Raw genomic sequence first — 18,502 nt, forward strand, 5'->3', positions numbered from 1 at the left:
AAAAAACCAGAGCATCGGCTCTGGTTTTTTGTTTATAGAGAAGGGGATTGACCTTAATGAATGTGGTATGCGATCACAAAATCAATAAACAATCTCACTTTCTCTGGTAGATGGTCTTTGTGGTTATAAAGCATGTAAATATCACGAGGGTTAGCGCTCCAGTCTTCTAAGACTTGCACTAAGCTGCCATCTTCAATGTATTCACGAATCATCACGTCAGGCATCAGGGTGATACCTAGGCCTTCTGAGCACGCTTGTCTTACGACATTAAGCGCATTGGCGTTGAAACGGCCTTTCTCGCTATTCACCACCGTCTCTTCATTCGAATTACTCAGCTGCCACTTAATCAGCGGGTAGCCTTTGAGTAGCGAATGGTTCGCTAGCTCTTCAGCATGGCTTGGAGCTGGGTTCTTCGCTAAGTACTCAGGGCTCGCGATAAGAATATCTTTGACTTCACTGATTTTTCGAGCGATTAGGCTTGAATCACGCTGAGGGCCGACTCGGAAAATTACGTCCCACTCCGTTGGATCCAGCTGATCCGCTTGGTTGTTCATCATCAGCTCAATATTGATATCAGGGTATTGAATCATGAATTCACTGAACATTGGCATCATCATGCGCTTGGTCAGGTTTGAGGGTGCCGTAATACGAATCTTACCGGAAGCGCCTTTGCACACGTCAGTTAACTCTTCTGCAGTAGAAGAGAGACGTTGCAACAGCGGAGAGCATTCATTGAAGAAACGTTCGCCTGCCTCTGTTAAAGAAAGTTTACGCGCGTGTCTATTGAGAAGCCTAAGGTTCAAAGAATCTTCTAAGGCTTGGATGCGTCGTGTGATGGTCGCAACCGGAATCATAGTCTTGCGCGATGTTGCGGTGTAGCTCCCATTTTCAACGACGAGTCGAAAGAGGTTTAAATCATCTAATTTCATAAATCCAGACACATTTGTTTACAATCTCATCTAATTTATACGTAACAGTGAGATCAATGTTTGCGTTACGTCAACTCGTTGCACTATTTACAAGTATTCCAACCCTCGTCACGAATTACCAGTAAAGAGTGCAAATTTGTGTATTTAGCATTTTATTACTAAGTTTTATATTAGTTCTTAGAACAGATAACAATAATAATTCGACTTAGTTTTGTGAGGTTATAGATTATGTACAAAACTCACAGTCAGCCAGTAATGACCTCGGCTCAGGAAGTAATTAACCAAAAATGCGTGATGTTGGTTGATGATGATCCTATTTTTCGCCGTATAACCAGCGCGTACCTAGACAAGGTCGGTTATAAAGTGGTTGAGGCTGAAAATGGACTGGACGCTTTGCAGAAACTTAGAGACTCAGCGCCAGATTTAATTGTGTTTGACTTATCAATGCCAATACTTGATGGCATAGAGCTTGTGGAAGAGCTCAGTTTAGAGTACCCGTCACTGCCTATGATCGTTGTGTCTGGCACTGATGACATGTCTGACGTGGCGAAAGCCTTGCGATTTGGTATTAAAGACTTCTTGGCGAAGCCGTTAGAGGATCACCGTCACCTAGGAAGTGCGATTGCGAATACATTGACAGATTCGTTCGATAACATTTCAGACCAACGAGATTTTTCGAGCCAATGGTTCTGTGTGGATGATGGGGGAGAGATCCCTGAAGACCAAGAACTGCATTGGCACCTGAATTACCTTCAAGATAACCCAAGCGCAGCAAAAGACTTACTGCATGCGCTGCTTCCAGAGAAAGATACGCGACAAGGCTCATGGCGTTGCAGTTACCGGTTACTGCAATCAACAGAGATGATGCCACTTGTGTTTGACTATGCGTGGATGATGAACGGGCAGTTTGCTTTTTACCTCGTCGATTCATCGTCGTCTGATAATGGCGGCTCCGCGACAACATTGTTAGTGAGAGCGCTGTTCCACGATTACATAAGAAACAGAAAAGATTTTAATGTTGATCTCAAAGATATTGCTGAAATCTTAGAGAAGGGGATTCGTTGCTCTAAATGCTCCACCCCAGTGAATGCCTTGTTTGGTGTTGCTGACCTTGCCGAGGGAACCATCTCCATTTTGCCTGCGGGTCTAGACGGGCAATGGTCGAATGGTTAATTGAATCAATATATTGCAGCAGGTGAGCGCTTGGGTGAGAACTGCAAGAAGAACTTTATTACGCGGGACCTTCCGATCGAACAGGGCTGCCAACTGTCGTTGAGCCTACTTGGAGCGGCAAGTTTTAGTTTAGACATACACCAAGGGTCTACTGATTAACCCTATATTTCCTCGGTTTTTGTGAATAATTGATTAAGGTATAGTTGCGCAAATGGTGTGGCTATGCCTTTTTTGTTAAATGTCGATTTAGCAAAGCGGGTTTGGTTCGCCGGATACTTACCTTCACTAACAAAAACAAGAAGCAATCATGGCAGATAACAAAGACTTTCAAGACCCGTTTAATGTATTCTACTTTTTAGGATTTTTAGCCGCATTTTTAATGATTCCATTGCTACCAGCAACACTTACGTTGATCCGTGTATTCAATGGTTACGCAACATTCTAGTTAAGCTGTCGTCGCCGATTGGTGATAGCTAACTCAAGGAGGCCACAATTAGCGTTCGAGTTTTAAGCCTCAATATTGCTGGTGGCCTTTGTATATTTCTCGCAGTTCTAGGGATAGTTTTGCCCGTTCTGCCAACCACTCCTTTTCTCCTTCTTGCCAGCGCATGCTTCATGCGAAGCAATCCGAAAGTTCATAAATGGATGCATGAGCACAAAACGCTGGGTCCTTTGCTGAACAATTGGTATCAACACGGTGCCGTCACCAAACAAGTTAAAACGCGTGGCGTATTCTTTATCTTGTTGAGTTTTGCGTTATCCATCTACTTTGCCCCTATCATTTGGGTCAAGGCTTTCCTAATTTGTGTACTTGTTATTCTTCTCACATGGTTTATGCGACTTCCAACCCATGAGTTGGTTGCTGACAGCAAAGAAAATCACTACCATTAAGCCAGTGTGCCTGCTTGTATAGCGGGCGTTTATTATTTCAGCAATCAGAGTTATGACTCTCGTTGCAATGAATACCAATCGTACCTTTCCTTAATTCCGAGCGTTGATGTTTGATTCGTTAACGAGAGTTTGGAAAGCGGCCTAATGAAGTGCATAAGATTATGAACACAGAAAAAATCTCTCTGATCAAAGCAAGCATCAAAAGCATTCCTGATTACCCTAAAGCGGGTATTTTGTTCCGTGACGTAACAAGCTTGATGGAAGATCCAGTAGCTTACAAAGCGACTATCGACCTGCTAGCGGAAACATACAAGGACATGGGCTTTACTAAGATCGTTGGTACTGAAGCTCGTGGTTTCCTATTTGGTGCGCCTTTGGCACTTGAGCTAGGTGTTGGCTTCATTCCTGTTCGTAAGCCGGGCAAGCTGCCTCGTCAAACTGTGGCACAATCTTATGAGCTTGAGTACGGCACCGACACTCTAGAAATCCATACTGATGCTATCGTTGAAGGCGATAAAGTGCTTATGGTTGATGACTTGCTAGCAACGGGCGGTACGATTGAAGCAACAACAAAGTTGATTCGTCAGCTTGGTGGTGTGGTAGAACACGCTGCATTTGTTATTAACCTTCCAGAAATCGGTGGTGACAAGCGCTTACAAGGCTTAGGTCTAGAAGTGTTTAGCATCTGCGAATTCGACGGTCACTAATCCTTTTCGGAATTATTCATGAGCTATCTTGCGTTAGCGCGAAAATGGCGACCAACCAAATTCAAAGAAGTGGTTGGTCAAGCCCATGTTTTAACAGCATTAGAGAATGCCCTTAGCCAAAATAGGTTGCATCACGCTTACCTATTCAGCGGTACACGAGGTGTCGGTAAAACGACCATCGGCCGTTTGTTTGCTAAGGGACTCAACTGTGAAACAGGCATTACTTCAACCCCTTGTGGTGAGTGTGCAACCTGCAAAGAGATCGATGAAGGTCGTTTTGTTGACCTGCTCGAGATCGATGCTGCCTCACGTACTAAGGTAGAAGATACCCGCGAGCTTCTGGACAATGTTCAGTACAAGCCTGCACGTGGTCGCTTCAAGGTTTACCTAATCGATGAAGTACACATGCTGTCTAGGCACAGTTTTAACGCGCTTCTAAAGACCTTAGAAGAGCCGCCTGAGTATGTGAAGTTCTTGCTCGCAACAACGGATCCGCAAAAGCTTCCTGTGACGATATTGTCGCGTTGTCTGCAATTCCATCTTAAGCCGATTAGCGTTGATAATATCCACGAGCAACTCGATCATATTCTTGAACAAGAAAATGTGACGTCTGAATCTCGTGCGCTTGGAATGATTGCTCATGCCGCTGATGGCAGTATGCGTGATGCGCTAAGCCTTACAGACCAAGCTATCGCATTGGGTAATGGCAATGTCGTAACAGATACTGTTGCTCACATGCTCGGAACACTGGATACCGACCAAGCTATCCACTTGCTTGAAGCGATTAGCAGTAAGCAGCCACAGCAAGCGATGGCGTGTATCCAAAGCCTTGCTGAGAACGGTGTTGAGTGGGATGGTTTGCTGAATCAGCTTGCGGCCCAACTGCATCGTCTTGCGATGTTCCAAGCTTTGCCATCTACATTAGATAAGGCACAGCCTGACGCTGAGAAGCTTGAACTACTGAGCAAAGCGCTTAGCCCACAAGACATTCAACTCTATTACCAGATCGTGTTGAAAGGTCGTGAAGACTTACCATTGTCGCCAACCGCTCGCGTTGGTATTGAGATGGTGGTTCTGCGTATGTTGGCATTCAGACCTGCTGAGCAAACTGTTGCTACGGCTATCTCGACTGAGTCGACTAGCCCAGCGCCTGCTCCTGCAGCTCAGAATCCGGTTCAGAACGTTGCTCAGTCAGTGAGTCAACCTGCGCCAATGGCAGCTCCGAGACAGCCTCAGATGCAACAACAGGCGCCTCAACAGCAAGCTATGCAGCAGCCACCCGTGCAACAGACTCCAGCACAGTATTCAGATTCGCAAGGTTACGCTGAACATTCAGGCAACCAAGGTTATCCTGAGCAGGATTACCCGCATAGCCAGTATGACGCGCCTCCTGCTTATGATGAGCGTCCAAGCTACGGTGCAGAGCAGCCTCAGCAGCAACAAACGAATTATCAAAACCAGAGTCCGGTTCAACAGCCAAGCGTTGCACCTTCTGCTCCGCAAGAGCAGCCAGCGCGTGCAACTTCGCCTGTGAGTGGTTTACGCCACCAATTACGTTCTCAACGTAGAGGCAGCGCGGCAACAGAAAACAAAGGCTCGGCGCCAAAAAAGGCTAAAGCGACACCAGCTAAAACTTCAGTTCTTGATCGAGTTGCTCAGCAACACGGTGGTTCTGAGCGGGTGTCGCCAGCTTCTTTATCAGCCTCTTCGACAGAAAATGTGACCAACGATAATGAACCTTATCGCTGGAAACCGTCTAAACCTGTAGTGAAAGAGGTGAGCAAAGAGCTTACACCTACTCAGATCAAGCGTGCGTTAGAGCATATTAAGACACCAGAAATGGTCGACAAATTGCTTCAAGAGTCGATTGCTCAAGATGAATGGTCCGCCACGATTCAAAAGCTAGAGACAGCCAAGCTTGTTGAACAGTTAGCATTGAACTCAGTGTTTGCTAAAAACGACACATCAATCACTTTAACGTTAAGAGCGAGCCAAGCTCACTTGAATACGGACCGTGCACAGAGTGAATTATTGCAGTCTCTCAATACTGTGCTTGGAGAAGAGTGTCATTTGAGTGTTGAAATCGGTGATGGTGGAGAAACGCCGCTAGAATTACGAGAAAGGTTGTACCAAGGTAAGTTGAAAGACGCGTTTACCGCTTTAGAAAACGATGCCAACGTACAGTTCATTGAAAGACGTTTTGCCGCTGAACTCGACAGAGACAGCGTTCGTCCTATCTAGAACGTTTTCTTGTTTAGTGACCGGCATATCATCCCAGATAAGCAAATCTGAGAACTGAACATCGAGGGGTTGAATCACACTGTTTTAACCCCCATTTAAGCTCGTATAGCTTAATTAATTTTAATAAACCAATTAGACCAGAGAGTATTAACATGTTTGGTAAAGGCGGTATGGGCAACATGATGAAGCAAGCCCAGCAAATGCAAGAGCGCATGCAAAAGCTTCAAGAAGAAATCGCAAATATGGAAGTTACAGGTGAGTCAGGTGCTGGCCTTGTAAAAGTAACGATCACTGGTAGCCACAGCGTTCGCCGTGTTGATATCGATGAAAGCCTAATGGAAGACGATAAAGAGATGCTTGAAGATCTTATCGCTGCTGCTTTCAACGATGCGGCTCGTCGCGTTGAAGAAACTCAAAAAGAGAAAATGGCTAGCGTAACTGGCGGAATGCAACTTCCACCAGGTATGAAGATGCCTTTCTAAGTAACTTATTCTTAAAGGTTAATTCAGGTGGTGGTTTGTGTTGAACAGGCTATTACTTGAACATTAGAACGGTTAAATATGCGTACCAGTCATATGCTGGAGCATTTGATGGAGGCCTTACGTTGTCTACCTGGGGTTGGCCCCAAGTCGGCGCAGCGTATGGCCTTTCATTTGTTACAGCGCGATAGAAAAGGCGGCCTACAATTGGCTGAAGCTCTTAGCCAAGCAATGACCGAAATTGGTCACTGTAATGAGTGCCGTACTTTTACTGAAGAAGATACTTGCCACATTTGTACCAATCCTAAACGTCAGGAAAATGGTCAAATCTGTGTAGTAGAAAGCCCTGCAGACATTGCAGCAATAGAAGCGACTGGCCAATATTCAGGCCGTTACTTTGTATTGATGGGCCACCTTTCACCACTTGATGGTATTGGTCCAAGTGACATCGGTCTCGATGTTTTGGACTACCGCCTGCGTCGTGGTGATATCTCTGAAGTAATCCTAGCGACTAACCCAACAGTTGAAGGGGAAGCGACAGCGCACTACATTGCTGAGCTATGTAATGCCCATGAAGTGAACGCTAGCCGTATCGCTCATGGTGTTCCCGTTGGTGGTGAGCTAGAGCTGGTGGATGGCACCACGCTTTCGCACTCCTTACTCGGTCGTCATAAGATCTAAAAAAGCCGCTTGGTGAAGCATCACTAAGCGGCTTTTTCTTTTATTGCTTTAGACGTTTTTCAGCGCTTAATCTGAACCTCTTACCGCTTTGTATATCATCGCGCCAATCACGGCACCAATAATCGGTGCAACCCAGAATAGCCATAATTGCGAAACGGCCCAGTCACCGACAAATACAGCCACGCCGGTACTTCGAGCAGGGTTCACAGAAGTATTGGTTACGGGAATACTGATAAGGTGAATCAAGGTCAAACAGAGACCAATTGCGATCGGTGCAAACCCAGCAGGGGCTTTCGAATCAGTCGCGCCCATGATCACGAACAGGAACACCATGGTCATGACCACTTCACAGACCAGTGCAGCGGTAAGTGAATAGCCGCCCGGTGAGTGTTCACCGTAACCATTTGAAGCAAAGCCAGATGCCGCAGCGTCAAAGCCTGCTTGGCCTGAAGCAATCACGAATAACACACCACCCGCGATAATACCGCCAATGACCTGGGCAATAATATAAGGTGCGACGTCTTTGGCATCAAAGCGACCACCGCTCCAAAGACCTATTGTAACAGCAGGGTTGAGATGACAGCCGGATATATGGCCAATAGCAAAAGCCATGGTGAGTACGGTTAAACCAAACGCGAGGGAAACCCCGAGTAAGCCGATACCTACATCGGGAAAAGCAGCGGCCAAGACGGCACTACCACAACCCCCTAACACCAACCAAAATGTACCGAACATTTCTGCAATATACCTATTCATAACGATCCTTATTAATCTGTACCAGTATCAACAAGATAGTTTAGATTTCGCAGAAGTGTGAAATCTTGTGTATATAGTTGAAAGAAAGAACAGAGAATCTTATGTAATCACTTCGAACTCGCACTAAAGATCGTTAAGGTCAGTCGTATTCTATCGCTATTTTAGCAAGTAAGAGTGACCTGATAATTAGCCGTATTTGTGTCAGTATTCTTTTTATTTAAACTACGATGAGTTGATAAAAATTAAGTAAGTTCTACTTCTACCAACACCCCAAAGTGATCTGATACAACCGGATAAAAATCGTGATTAAAAATCACCTTATGCTGCTTTACCACTACAGGCTGATTACTAAGTACTAAATCAATGCGTAACGCTTGGCTATTTTGCTCCCAACCATCAATGTTTTTAATGACAGTGGTTCCATCATCTTTGATTTCAGCAACTTCATAACAATCCATCAAACCGCGTTGTAATACGTAATCATAGCCTTCATTACGTATATGGCTTGGGTTGTTGAAATCGCCTAATAGAAAGCTCAACTCTGTTGGTAAAGTTGCCTTGATTCGGTCGAACTGCTCCTCAAATGAGTTCTCTGAGTCATTCCACCAGCCACAATGACAATTATAAAGATTAAAATCACCCTGTTGAGAGGTCACTTTAATACGCACTGCTCGCCGATGTTTCCAAAAGCTCACATCATAGTTATCACTTAAATCAATGACCTCATGTTCGACAATCGGTAGTCGCGTTAAAAATGAGAGCCCCTCTTGATATACTTCATAACTTTGATGAACGAAATCCCACGTAAGTTGGTAGTGATGGCCGTATTCCATGAGTTTTTTCTGTAATAAATAACCATAGTTATTCGCCAACACAGTGTGATTGGTTAATATATTGGCATCAACGGCCGGACTATCTTGATGTTGATTCACTTCCTGTAATGCAACCACATCGCACCCTTGCTCGATAATGGCTTGCGCGACCACATCTAACTTTTCTAGCTGTTTTTCTTCTTGCCAACTGTGGGTATTTAGTGTCATTAACTTCATTATTATTCACTTATTTATTCTAGTGAGATAAAACGCAGCGCAAGGCTGCGTTTCTCGAGGTTATTTGATCTAAAAAGAATTACGCAGGTTGTGCTGAATATTTCTCTATTAACTTAGATTTAATAACATCCACCCCAGGGCCATAAATAACTTGTACACCCTGTTCTTTAATCACAGCACCAAGAGCCCCTGTCGGCTTCCATGACGCATATTCAGCAACCAACTTCGGATCATTAACTGTAATACGCAAGCGAGTCATACAAGCATCAATCTCAGCAATATTGGCACGGCCACCTAAATTCTGAATAATAATGTTCATCTTCTCATCTTCTGACATCGATTCTGAGCTTTCATCCAGGTAGTTACCCATACGACCCGGTGTTGGTAACTTCAATTTCACGATTAGGAAGCGGAACAATCCATAGTTAATCACAAAGAAAATAATAGAAACTAATGCAAAGCGAACCAGATCACCACCGATGCCCGCTGAAACCATCATAGGTATACGAGTGAGTAACTCAATCAAACCAAAGGCATGTACACGTAGGTCCATCACATCGACCAACGCAAATGCAACTCCTGTTAACACAGCATGTGCAACATACAAAACGGGAGCGATAAACATAAACATGAATTCAATAGGCTCAGTCACACCGGTTAATAACACAGCAAGACAGGCAGATAAGAACATTGGCTTATATTGTGCGCGCTTATCACTATCAACACAGTGATACATCGCAAGTCCAATACCAATCAATGAAGAGGCTGCGATAATAACTTGGCCTGCTTTAAAGCGTGCTGGGTGCACCGTATCTAACAGGTGTTGGTAAGTTGTCGGATCGCTTAATTTAAGATTATTTAAATCGCTGACCCAAGCAAGCCATAATGGATCTTGACCATAAACACTTGAGCCCGCATTCATCCCAGTCAAAAGCTCATAAGTACCACCCAACTCGGTGTAATTCATTGGAATAGTTAAAGTGTGGTGTAAACCAAATGGCAGTAATAAACGCTCTAACGTACCATACAAGAAAGGAGCAGTGATCGGCGCAGTGTCTTTAGAGGTAGCAATCCATTGACCAAAATCATTAAGCGCACCTTGAATTAAAGGCCATATTACAGATAAACCAAACGCAATAATCAGCGAATAGAAAATAACAACAAAAGGTACAAAACGCTTACCGTTGAAAAATGCTAATGCCTGAGGTAAGCGAGCGAAGTCATGATAGCGGTTAAATAAGTTGGCACCTAAATAGCCAGACATAATACCGATAAACACACCCATATTTAGGGCAGGAGCACCCAAAATATTCGTGAAGAATTGAGAGACAGGTAACTCAGAACCAAATAGGCTCATCACAACCGCTTCTGGGTCACTGAGCATAGCGTTATCCACGCCCAATATAACCCCAGTGATACGGTTGATTAAGATGAAGGCAATTAGCGCGGCAAATGCGCCACCTGCACGCTCTTTTGCCCACGAGCCACCAATCGCGACCGCAAATAATAGGTGAAGGTTAACAATGATCCCCCAACCTATGTTTTCCATTATAGCGCCTAGTGTTTCAATGGCACCAAACCCACCCGCATACATTGCGACCACTTTACCTAGTGATATCATGATACCAGCGGCAGGCATCACCGCGATAACAACGATAAGGGACTTCCCAAATCGTTGCCAAAAATCAAACGATAGTAACTTACTCATAAATAGTTCCTTGATTTAAATACAGGCTAACGTTATCAGCGCCTAGCCATAAATATAATTTAGTGCTTTCTTGCAAATATATACGCGGCATAAGCGGGGGCTATTTGCGTTGTTATAAAATCTGAGCGAACGTGTTCATTGTTAATATTCTGATTATCAAGCATTAACTCGCCTAATTGGGTGCAGTCGATATCAACAACGCTCTCTTGTGGACTTAAATTGGTAATAATGGTCCATGTCATATCTTGAGCAACACGTTGATAAACATAGATATTAGGATCGTTAGCTAGCAGTAATTGATAACGGCCAACCACTAAGCTTTCATGTGACTTACGCAAAGCAATCAACTGCTTATAGAAACCTAAGATCGAATTTGGATCTTGCTGTTGTTGCTCAACATTGATATCTGCATACTGTTGATTCACCGAGAACCAAGGTTGCACCTCAGAAAAACCGGCAAAATCCTGGTCATTCCATTGCATTGGCAAGCGACTGTGGTCGCGGGATACTTGATTTAACAAGGCTAAGATATCGGCATCGCTCTGACCTTGTTGCGATAGCTTTTGAATTAAATTTCTCGCAGACACATCGTTAAATTCGTCAAGAGAAGTAAACTGATGATTTACCATACCAATCTCTTGGCCCTGATAAATAAATGGAGTTCCTTTCATCAAGAAATAACAACTCGCTAACGCGGTAGCACTGGCATACCTAGAGTTAGGATCGGCAAAAGTATCAATACTACGAGCTTGATCGTGGTTTTCTAAATAAAGCGCATTCCAGCCTTTACCTTCTAAGGCATCTTGCCAACGCGATAAAATGCGTTTGAACGCCACGAGATCGAAATTCTCGTTGCTTTGTTCTTCCGACCATAGCTTCATGTGTTCAAACTGAAAAATCATGTTAAAAACACCACCTTGATCGTGCTCGGTCGCTTCAGCAACCCAAGGCAATGCGTTGTCGGCCGTCACCCCATTGGCCTCACCAACGGTCACGATATCAAAAGGCGAAAACGCCTGCTCTTTTAACTCATACAGATGTTTTTCAATCCCAGCCACATTCATATGATAATCGAATGAAGAGACATAGTTTTCACCCTTTGGATTGGGTAAAGAGGGTAAACCAGCTTGTTTTTGAATATGGCTAATTGCATCGACACGGAAACCATCAATACCTCGTTCCAACCACCAATGAATCATTTTAAATAGTGCTTGTTTAACTTCAGGGTTTTCCCAATTAAGATCTGGCTGTTTTTTAGAAAATAGGTGCAAATAATATTGTGCAGTTTTGTCATCATATTCCCATGCACTACCATGAAAAATACTTTCCCAGTTATTTGGTTCGCAAGTCGGCTTTTCAGCTGTAGGCTCACAACCATCACGCCAAATATACCAATCACGCTTAGGGCTATCTTTGTTATCTCGCGATTCGATGAACCATGGATGCTCATCGCTAGTGTGGTTTATCACTAAATCCATAATAATGCGAATGCCACGTTCATGAGCAGCAGTGATTAATTTATCCACATCCTCAAGGGTTCCAAAGTCAGGATGAATCGCTTGATAGTCACTGATATCGTAACCGTTATCATCATTCGGTGATGCGTAGAATGGACAGATCCATATTAAATCAATGCCCAAATCAGCAAGATAATCTAGCTTAGCAATGATCCCATTGATGTCACCAATACCGTCCTGGTTTGTATCATAAAAACTACGGGGATAAATTTGGTAGGCAGTTGCTTTCTTCCACCACGCGAGTGGTTTTGAGTGTAGATTATTAGCGAGTGTCATCGGTTATACTATGTGTGTTATCGTTAACACATAGTGTTAAATGGAACCTATTTGGACTCAATACAATTTCAGAGAAACTGTGAACTTTCTCTCATTCTTATGTCGAATGTGCCTTCAACGGAACTGAAATCGCGCTTGAGCAATTTTTTGACAGCTTGGTAGCCCACTTGATAGTAGTTAAAAGCGACAGTAGTCAGGCTTGGGACTAACAAATCGCTGTAGTCATAGTCACCCATGCCTACAATCCATAAGTTATGACCAATCTTGAGTTGCTGTTCTTTGGCGCGACGATATAAACGAATAGCAATATTATCGGTGGCACAAAAGTAGACATGATTAGGCTGTAATTGAATTGCCTGGTAGCCGGCTTTGTCCTCCGAGTTGGCTAGAGCTTGTAGTGAAAAATTCAACTCAGGGACGGTGTCAGTAATGGTGGCTTGCATCAACTTAGTACGGCTGGAAAGCATACGCTCATCATAAATATAATGTACGGCTGCCAGCGGTGCCTGCTGTTGTTTTAACTGAGTGATGGTTTGGGAAACGAGTGCTTTAATTGCAGCATGGTCGGGGTAATATAAACAGCAATGGTGGGGGGTGTTTTTACCAATAAATAACACATTGTCTAAGGTTTGATAAAACGTCTCTTCGACACTGTGCTTTGAAGCAATAATAATAGTGCCCAATGCATTTAAGCCATTAAACTCTCTCACAGCTTGGCATTCTGACTCATGGTTAAACCCTGAGGCATGAAAAAGCATTCGTACTTGTGATTCATTGGCAGCCGCCAGTGCCCCTTTGATTACTAAACTAGTTGTATATGACTCAATGCGAGGAGCAACGAAACCAATAATATTAGATTGGCTACGAATGGAACGAGCAAATATATTAGGGGTATAATGATTTTCTTTGACGATAGCATCAATTTTAAGGCGATTTTCAGCCGAGACATAACCGTCATTAAAGTAACGTGACACGGTCATTGTTGAAATTCCAAGCTGTCTTGAAATCTCCGCCATGGTCATTTTTTTACTCATCACATTTTCCTTCCATAATGTATTATTGCCATATTATCCAATATATTGGCTGACAACAAAGTAAATAAAAACGCTACCTGATGATATACACATAGTACTTCAAGTTTATAAGATATTGTCCACTTCTTGACCTGAACTGAATACCCGTAGTTACGGCCTTGCTCGCTCAGGTCTTCAGTGCAACGACTGCTAATTTAAAAATGGGCAGGAGATATCACCGACGTAGCTACAAACAAATATTGGCTATAATTAGTTGCCATTATTGACCTTTATTCAAGGCAAGTTATTGGTTGGTTTATGGGTACGAGAATAAAGGCCTCATTGATCTGTGATGTCTTATCGATGGCTTTATTTCGCCGAGAGTTTCCTGAAACGGTTATTACTCATAGCGAGGTAGTCAGTATTGTTTGAAAGACTATTGAGGCCTCATAAGCACCTATAACCTAAAGCAAAGTATGAGTAGGAAAAGAAATTGCTGGGATATAGAAAAGGGCTAATACGCTTAGGTAATAGCTTCTAACTCGATCAGGTTATCAAGGGCTTCTTGGTCGGTTTTACCACAAATGACAGGGCAAGCTTTGAATTGGTGACATACCTTCGGGCGTGAAGGTTGACCAAATAATTTGCAGAGATCTTGCTCATTTAATTGGATGCAGCGTACCCCAGCAGGCTTACCATTAGGCATTCCAGGAATAGCAGATGTAATACTTGGAGCGATACAGCATGCTCCACAACCTAGGCGACATTCCATCAAATTAAACTCACTAAATAACAGGGTGCGCGATAGTAGCAAAAAATGATGAGAGTGACAGCTGTTGATTGAATCAAAGAATGAACAATTATTATCCTTGAACTTTTTATGGGCTAGCGGTATAACACGCACCCCAGTAAAAGAGTAAGAAGTAATCCTATGACGAATCCATTTTGGCAAGAAAAGACACTAGAACAGATGACCGAGAATGAGTGGGAATCACTTTGCGACGGTTGTGGTAAGTGCTGCCTACATAAACTAATGGATGAAGATAGCGATGAAGTTTACTACACCAATGTGGCGTGTAGCTGGTTAAACGACAAAACATGTTCGTGTAAAGATTACCCGAACCGCTTCACTTCAGGTGAAGAGTGTTTGAAGCTGACTCGTGACAAGATCGATGAGTTTCACTGGCTACCAGACACTTGTGCTTACCGCCTTTTATCAGAATCTAAGCCGATTCCTGAATGGCACCCGTTGATCACCGGATCAAAAACAGAGATGCATGCAGCAGGTGAAAGCGTTCGTAACAAAGTGGTATACGAAATCGATGTTGTCGATTGGGAAGATCACATTTTGAACCACCCGAACCGCTAGTTAACGAAGACTAGTCAATCACCCGAATAAAAAAAAGGCTCACATTTCTGTGAGCCTTTGTCGTATTTAGGAGGGTCCAAATCAATGGACTGTGTCATGGCTAATGTCAAGCAAGCGGTAAGTCTGCAACCACCTGATTGAACGTGATACGAGCATTCTGAGCTTGCTCAGATAACTCGATCTTTTTCGCTTGTGCGGCACTAAGATTACTCTCGGCCTGCTCAAGTGCTTGTTGTAGGTTCTCTGGTAACTCGTGAGTTTCCATTTGTGAACCTTGTTCTAACACATAAGCGCGAATTTCTTTCTTCACTGCGGCAAGTTCTGTGTAAGCAACACGCTCAAGTTCTGCGGCTTCTTGTGCTGCATCTCTTTCTTTCTCAAACTGAGCCAACGCCATACCTTCAGCAGACCAAGGGTCCATGTCTGGCAGTTCTTCGATGTTGATCGTTGGCTCGATATACGCATCTTGATGGCGTAGGTCGAGGTTAGTCGCACGAACCGCTGAAATCATCAGCATCACAGAGATAGCAAGCAGTGGTAAGCCACCAACAATCGCCGCCGTTTGTAGCGTACTTAGACCGCCTAAGAACATTAGAATCGTTGGTAAGAACGACAGAGTAAATGCCCAGAACATACGGTTCCAGCGCATTGGCTCTTCGGTCACGTTATTTTGTACAACAGACGCTAGGATGTATGAGATAGAGTCAAATGTTGTTGCCGTGAAAATGATACACAGCATTGTAAATACAGCGATAACCAGCGTGCTCATTGGCAATTGTGCAAGCATCGAGAAGATAGCTTTGGTTGCGCCTTCCGCATTCAAAATGGCAACGACATCTAGCTCACCAGAAAGCTGCAGTGATAGGCCGTAGTTACCTAAGATCATGAAGAACAGGAAACAACCTAGAGAACCAAAGAAGATCGACCCTGACACCATTTGTTTGATGGTTCTGCCGCGAGAGATACGCGCAACAAACAGACCCATACTCGGTGCAAATACTAGCCACCATGCCCAGTAGAAAATCGTCCAGTCTTGTGGGAAGTGAGTGTTTTCGAATGTACCGTAACCACCAAATGGTTCAGCCCACGTTGCCATCACGAAGAAGTTAGACAGTAGACGACCAATTGAGTCTAAGCCTGTTTCTAACATGAAGATTGTTGGACCCGCGATCAGAACGAAAGCCAGTAGACCCATCGCACCCCAGAAGTTGATGTTACTTAGGATCTTGATGCCTTTTTCCAATCCAGCATAAGATGAGTAAGCAAAAATCGCAGTACACACTAAAAGCACCATCACTTGCGTTAGGTTATTTTTAGGTAGACCAAATAGGTGATTTAGACCTTCAGTGATCAGAGGAGCGGCTAAACCTAATGTTGTTGCAGCGCCGCCTAATAGACCGAAAATGAATAGGATATCAACGATCTTTCCTGGTACGCCTTTACTACGGTGTTCACCAAGAACAGGCATTAATGCGCTTGAAATCTTTAGAACAGGTTGTTTACGTACGTAGAAGAAGTAAGCGATAGGAATTGCCGGGATTAGGTAGATAGACCATGCGATTGGTCCCCAGTGGAATAGGCCGTAGGTCGCAGCCCAGCGTACTGCTTCTTCACTGCCAGGTTCTAGTTGGAAAGGCGGTGATTGGTAGTAGTAAGCCCACTCAATACAGCCCCAATACAAGATACTTGCACCGATACCGCCACAAAATAGCATGGCAGCCCATGATGCAGTTTTAAACTCAGGCTCTTCATCAGCTTCGCCCAGTTTAATTTGTCCCATATCACTGAATACTACGTACAACATAAATGCACAGGCTGCGAGACCTAGAGCAAGATACAGGAATCCGAGTTGATCAGTCATGAATGTTTTCGCAACCGCAATCCAGTCTGCGCCCTGTGCAGGGAACAAAATGAGCGGGAAAACTATCGTGAGTAGGAGTGCTATAGCACCAAAAAAGGTTGGCTTATCGATAAGCTCAAAAGTGTTTTTCACGAGTATTATTCCATTAAAATGAGAGCGGAATTATGGAATGAACTCGTTTTTTAGACCTAATCGGGTCTATTGTCGTAACGATAAATCGCTTTTATTCTAGAGAATGCGATAGGTTGGCAAGGCTAAATGAGTGCGAGAAGAATACCGCCTACGGTTGCCGCTGCGGACAGGTATTGCCCCGCTGAATAAGAACCATCATCTTCTTCTTCAATCTTATCTGGGTGATCCATACCCAAGGCACCATGAGCGAATGACTCAACTTTATCGGTAACTGTCGCGTTTTCTGCTTCGACTTTCTTCGCTTCTTTATCAATTTCTTTTAGGGCAGATAAGAGTGCTTTGCCTTCATCAGAAAGCTTAACCGTATTTTGCTCAACCTTAAGCGGTGTAGGCTTTTCAGCTTCGTTAGCTGAACTCTTAGCGTTCATCTGCGAAGGCGAATACAGCTGAGTATTACTCGTTCCTACTGGCGTCATATAGCTCTCCTTACCTATCCTTAAATATAGTATCGGCAGAGGTGTGAAAAACTTGTGCAATTAATCATCGATAGTGATGTTTTTTATTCGCACATTACATTTTCGTCTGCTTGGTTAAATCGTCTATTTACTAAGCAAGTCTTGTGCCGATAAGAATGTTTGATTTTAGATAGAGTTAGGATGAATGACGGGAACGTGATCAAGTTGTGACGATGGGCTAATTATCTAGGATTAGCCCATCGACTCTTTAGCTTAGAAGAGTGGATCAACAGATCCTACTCACACTCTAGGCTAGCGCTACGTTTTGACAGATGCTTGTATGCCTTCATTCGGTTCTCTTTCTTTACAAAGCGAGCCGGCGGCGAAAGCACTTCAAGCTGATAATCACCGCTATCCGATGAGATCGCTTCAACCGGGCTGATGATGGCGATTTTTAAATCAGGGTTACGACGTAGAATTGATGCCGCCGTCCCTAAACCACCCTCGGTGTGGAACTTGCCAGCCACGTGAATCACTTGTTTATCAGGGTTTGATGCTAGGTAATCCACAATCGACTCAGCCATGGTTTCGTCCCAGGTAACCTGAGCGGCAAACTGCTTTTCTGTTTGCTCTGGCGTACCGTGATGCATAGAAGCCATGAACTTTTCTTTGTAAGGGCTATCGCCAGTATCCACTTCGGCAGCAATCCATTGGCGTTGCTCGGTCGATAATTGGTCTAGGTAAGGCAATCCTTTACGGCCAATACACTGCACGAATGGCTTTGGTGCATTTGCCGCAATAACATCGACGTCGTTGGCTTTTGCGAACTCAACTAACGCGCGGTAATCACTTTCGTAATTTGGCCAAGCTGCCGCTTGAGACATGAGAATTTGTTCGCCAATTTCGCCGTTTAAGTATTGGTCAAGTGTGGCTTGGTGCTCTCGAGTGAACTGTTCCATTGAAAGCGCAATGTTTGATGTTGCGTTGCGGCGCGCTTTTAAGAAGTCGGTTTGGAAGCGGTGAATGGCAGAATGCGTGTGCCATTCGCCAATTAGAACCACATCAGCGTCAATCAGCTGCTCGGGTAATGCATCGAGAGAAAGTGTTTCGCCTTGTGGAGAAGCGAACTGGTAGTCATAGAATGTGGAAACGGATTCCGTTTGAGCCACTTTTTGAGAAGTGTCTTTTGCAGGTTGACTAGCACAAGCCGTGAGAAGAGTAGCTAATCCGATAAGAATAATACGTTGCATGAAATGCCTCCTTGA

General features: G+C 44.0%; 17 protein-coding genes and 2 pseudogenes. 9 read left to right on the forward strand and 10 right to left on the reverse strand.

All coding sequences use genetic code 11. The annotated features are described in order from the left end of the window. Positions 1 to 53 precede the first annotated feature (53 nt). Positions 54 to 929 carry a LysR family transcriptional regulator gene (locus AB4371_RS11670; protein ID WP_017062344.1) on the reverse strand — a complete coding sequence of 292 codons (876 nt, stop codon included), beginning with the start codon at positions 927 to 929 and terminating at the stop codon, positions 54 to 56. A 228-nt stretch (positions 930 to 1,157) separates the two neighbouring features. Here AB4371_RS11670 and AB4371_RS11675 point away from each other — a divergent pair. The 7 genes and pseudogenes from AB4371_RS11675 (at position 1,158) to recR (ending at position 7,101) form a co-directional block, all read left to right on the forward strand. Then, a pseudogene (locus tag AB4371_RS11675) lies at positions 1,158 to 2,261 on the forward strand (response regulator). A gap of 148 nt (positions 2,262 to 2,409) precedes the next feature. Continuing rightward, on the forward strand, positions 2,410 to 2,547 hold the full coding sequence (locus AB4371_RS11680) for a hypothetical protein (protein ID WP_017067606.1): 138 nt from the start codon (positions 2,410 to 2,412) through the stop codon (positions 2,545 to 2,547). Between the two features lie 74 nt (positions 2,548 to 2,621). Beyond that, entirely contained in the window at positions 2,622 to 2,993 is a 372-nt protein-coding gene (locus AB4371_RS11685; protein ID WP_029225617.1) for a YbaN family protein, read from the forward strand. A 161-nt stretch (positions 2,994 to 3,154) separates the two neighbouring features. Continuing rightward, positions 3,155 to 3,700, forward strand: a complete 546-nt coding sequence (apt, locus tag AB4371_RS11690) for an adenine phosphoribosyltransferase (RefSeq protein ID WP_017062340.1) — start codon at positions 3,155 to 3,157, stop codon at positions 3,698 to 3,700. 18 nt (positions 3,701 to 3,718) lie between these two features. Then, positions 3,719 to 5,941: a DNA polymerase III subunit gamma/tau gene (gene dnaX, locus AB4371_RS11695; RefSeq protein ID WP_372149788.1), complete on the forward strand. Its 2,223-nt coding sequence runs from the start codon at positions 3,719 to 3,721 to the stop codon at positions 5,939 to 5,941. A gap of 152 nt (positions 5,942 to 6,093) precedes the next feature. Beyond that, a complete protein-coding gene (locus AB4371_RS11700) occupies positions 6,094 to 6,423 on the forward strand; it encodes a YbaB/EbfC family nucleoid-associated protein (RefSeq protein WP_017062338.1) in 330 nt (109 codons plus the stop codon). A 78-nt stretch (positions 6,424 to 6,501) separates the two neighbouring features. Further along, the gene (gene recR / locus AB4371_RS11705) at positions 6,502 to 7,101 is read left to right on the forward strand and encodes a recombination mediator RecR (RefSeq protein ID WP_019823189.1); all 600 of its coding nucleotides are present in this window, start codon (positions 6,502 to 6,504) and stop codon (positions 7,099 to 7,101) included. Positions 7,102 to 7,167: 66 nt separating this feature from the next. Here the strand turns inward: recR and aqpZ are convergent, their stop codons facing one another. The 5 genes from aqpZ to AB4371_RS11730 all read right to left on the reverse strand — a co-directional run bounded on the left by aqpZ (position 7,168) and on the right by AB4371_RS11730 (position 13,441). Further along, positions 7,168 to 7,857: an aquaporin Z gene (gene aqpZ / locus AB4371_RS11710; protein ID WP_048610468.1), complete on the reverse strand. Its 690-nt coding sequence runs from the start codon at positions 7,855 to 7,857 to the stop codon at positions 7,168 to 7,170. Between the two features lie 242 nt (positions 7,858 to 8,099). After that, positions 8,100 to 8,906 carry an endonuclease/exonuclease/phosphatase family protein gene (locus tag AB4371_RS11715; protein WP_372149790.1) on the reverse strand — a complete coding sequence of 269 codons (807 nt, stop codon included), beginning with the start codon at positions 8,904 to 8,906 and terminating at the stop codon, positions 8,100 to 8,102. A 79-nt stretch (positions 8,907 to 8,985) separates the two neighbouring features. Then, complete coding sequence (locus tag AB4371_RS11720) at positions 8,986 to 10,614, reverse strand: PTS transporter subunit IIBC (RefSeq protein WP_372149792.1); 1,629 nt, start codon at positions 10,612 to 10,614, stop codon at positions 8,986 to 8,988. Positions 10,615 to 10,673: 59 nt separating this feature from the next. Next, entirely contained in the window at positions 10,674 to 12,407 is a 1,734-nt protein-coding gene (locus AB4371_RS11725) for an alpha-glucosidase (protein WP_102320046.1), read from the reverse strand. Between the two features lie 68 nt (positions 12,408 to 12,475). Continuing rightward, complete coding sequence (locus AB4371_RS11730) at positions 12,476 to 13,441, reverse strand: LacI family DNA-binding transcriptional regulator (RefSeq protein WP_017070321.1); 966 nt, start codon at positions 13,439 to 13,441, stop codon at positions 12,476 to 12,478. 140 nt (positions 13,442 to 13,581) lie between these two features. Between AB4371_RS11730 and AB4371_RS11735 the strand changes: the two are divergent. Then, positions 13,582 to 13,923: pseudogene (locus tag AB4371_RS11735) on the forward strand (DDE-type integrase/transposase/recombinase); the annotation flags it as partial. A 20-nt stretch (positions 13,924 to 13,943) separates the two neighbouring features. Here AB4371_RS11735 and AB4371_RS11740 read toward each other — a convergent pair. After that, positions 13,944 to 14,192 carry a YkgJ family cysteine cluster protein gene (locus tag AB4371_RS11740; protein ID WP_017059389.1) on the reverse strand — a complete coding sequence of 83 codons (249 nt, stop codon included), beginning with the start codon at positions 14,190 to 14,192 and terminating at the stop codon, positions 13,944 to 13,946. A 159-nt stretch (positions 14,193 to 14,351) separates the two neighbouring features. Here AB4371_RS11740 and AB4371_RS11745 point away from each other — a divergent pair, with 159 nt between their 5' ends. After that, entirely contained in the window at positions 14,352 to 14,789 is a 438-nt protein-coding gene (locus AB4371_RS11745) for a YcgN family cysteine cluster protein (RefSeq protein ID WP_017059388.1), read from the forward strand. A gap of 106 nt (positions 14,790 to 14,895) precedes the next feature. Here AB4371_RS11745 and AB4371_RS11750 read toward each other — a convergent pair whose 3' ends face one another. The 3 genes from AB4371_RS11750 to AB4371_RS11760 form a co-directional block, all read right to left on the reverse strand. After that, the gene (locus AB4371_RS11750; RefSeq protein ID WP_372149794.1) at positions 14,896 to 16,782 is read right to left on the reverse strand and encodes a BCCT family transporter; all 1,887 of its coding nucleotides are present in this window, start codon (positions 16,780 to 16,782) and stop codon (positions 14,896 to 14,898) included. Between the two features lie 122 nt (positions 16,783 to 16,904). After that, positions 16,905 to 17,258 (reverse strand): hypothetical protein, encoded by a 354-nt coding sequence (locus AB4371_RS11755; RefSeq protein ID WP_017070749.1) that lies wholly within the window; start codon positions 17,256 to 17,258, stop codon positions 16,905 to 16,907. 275 nt (positions 17,259 to 17,533) lie between these two features. Then, positions 17,534 to 18,487, reverse strand: a complete 954-nt coding sequence (locus tag AB4371_RS11760; protein ID WP_017059385.1) for a ChaN family lipoprotein — start codon at positions 18,485 to 18,487, stop codon at positions 17,534 to 17,536. Between the last annotated feature and the right edge of the window lie 15 nt (positions 18,488 to 18,502).

The organism is Vibrio sp. 10N.261.51.A3 (assembly GCF_041471965.1).
In the GTDB taxonomy this organism is placed as follows: Bacteria; Pseudomonadota; Gammaproteobacteria; order Enterobacterales; family Vibrionaceae; genus Vibrio; species Vibrio crassostreae_C.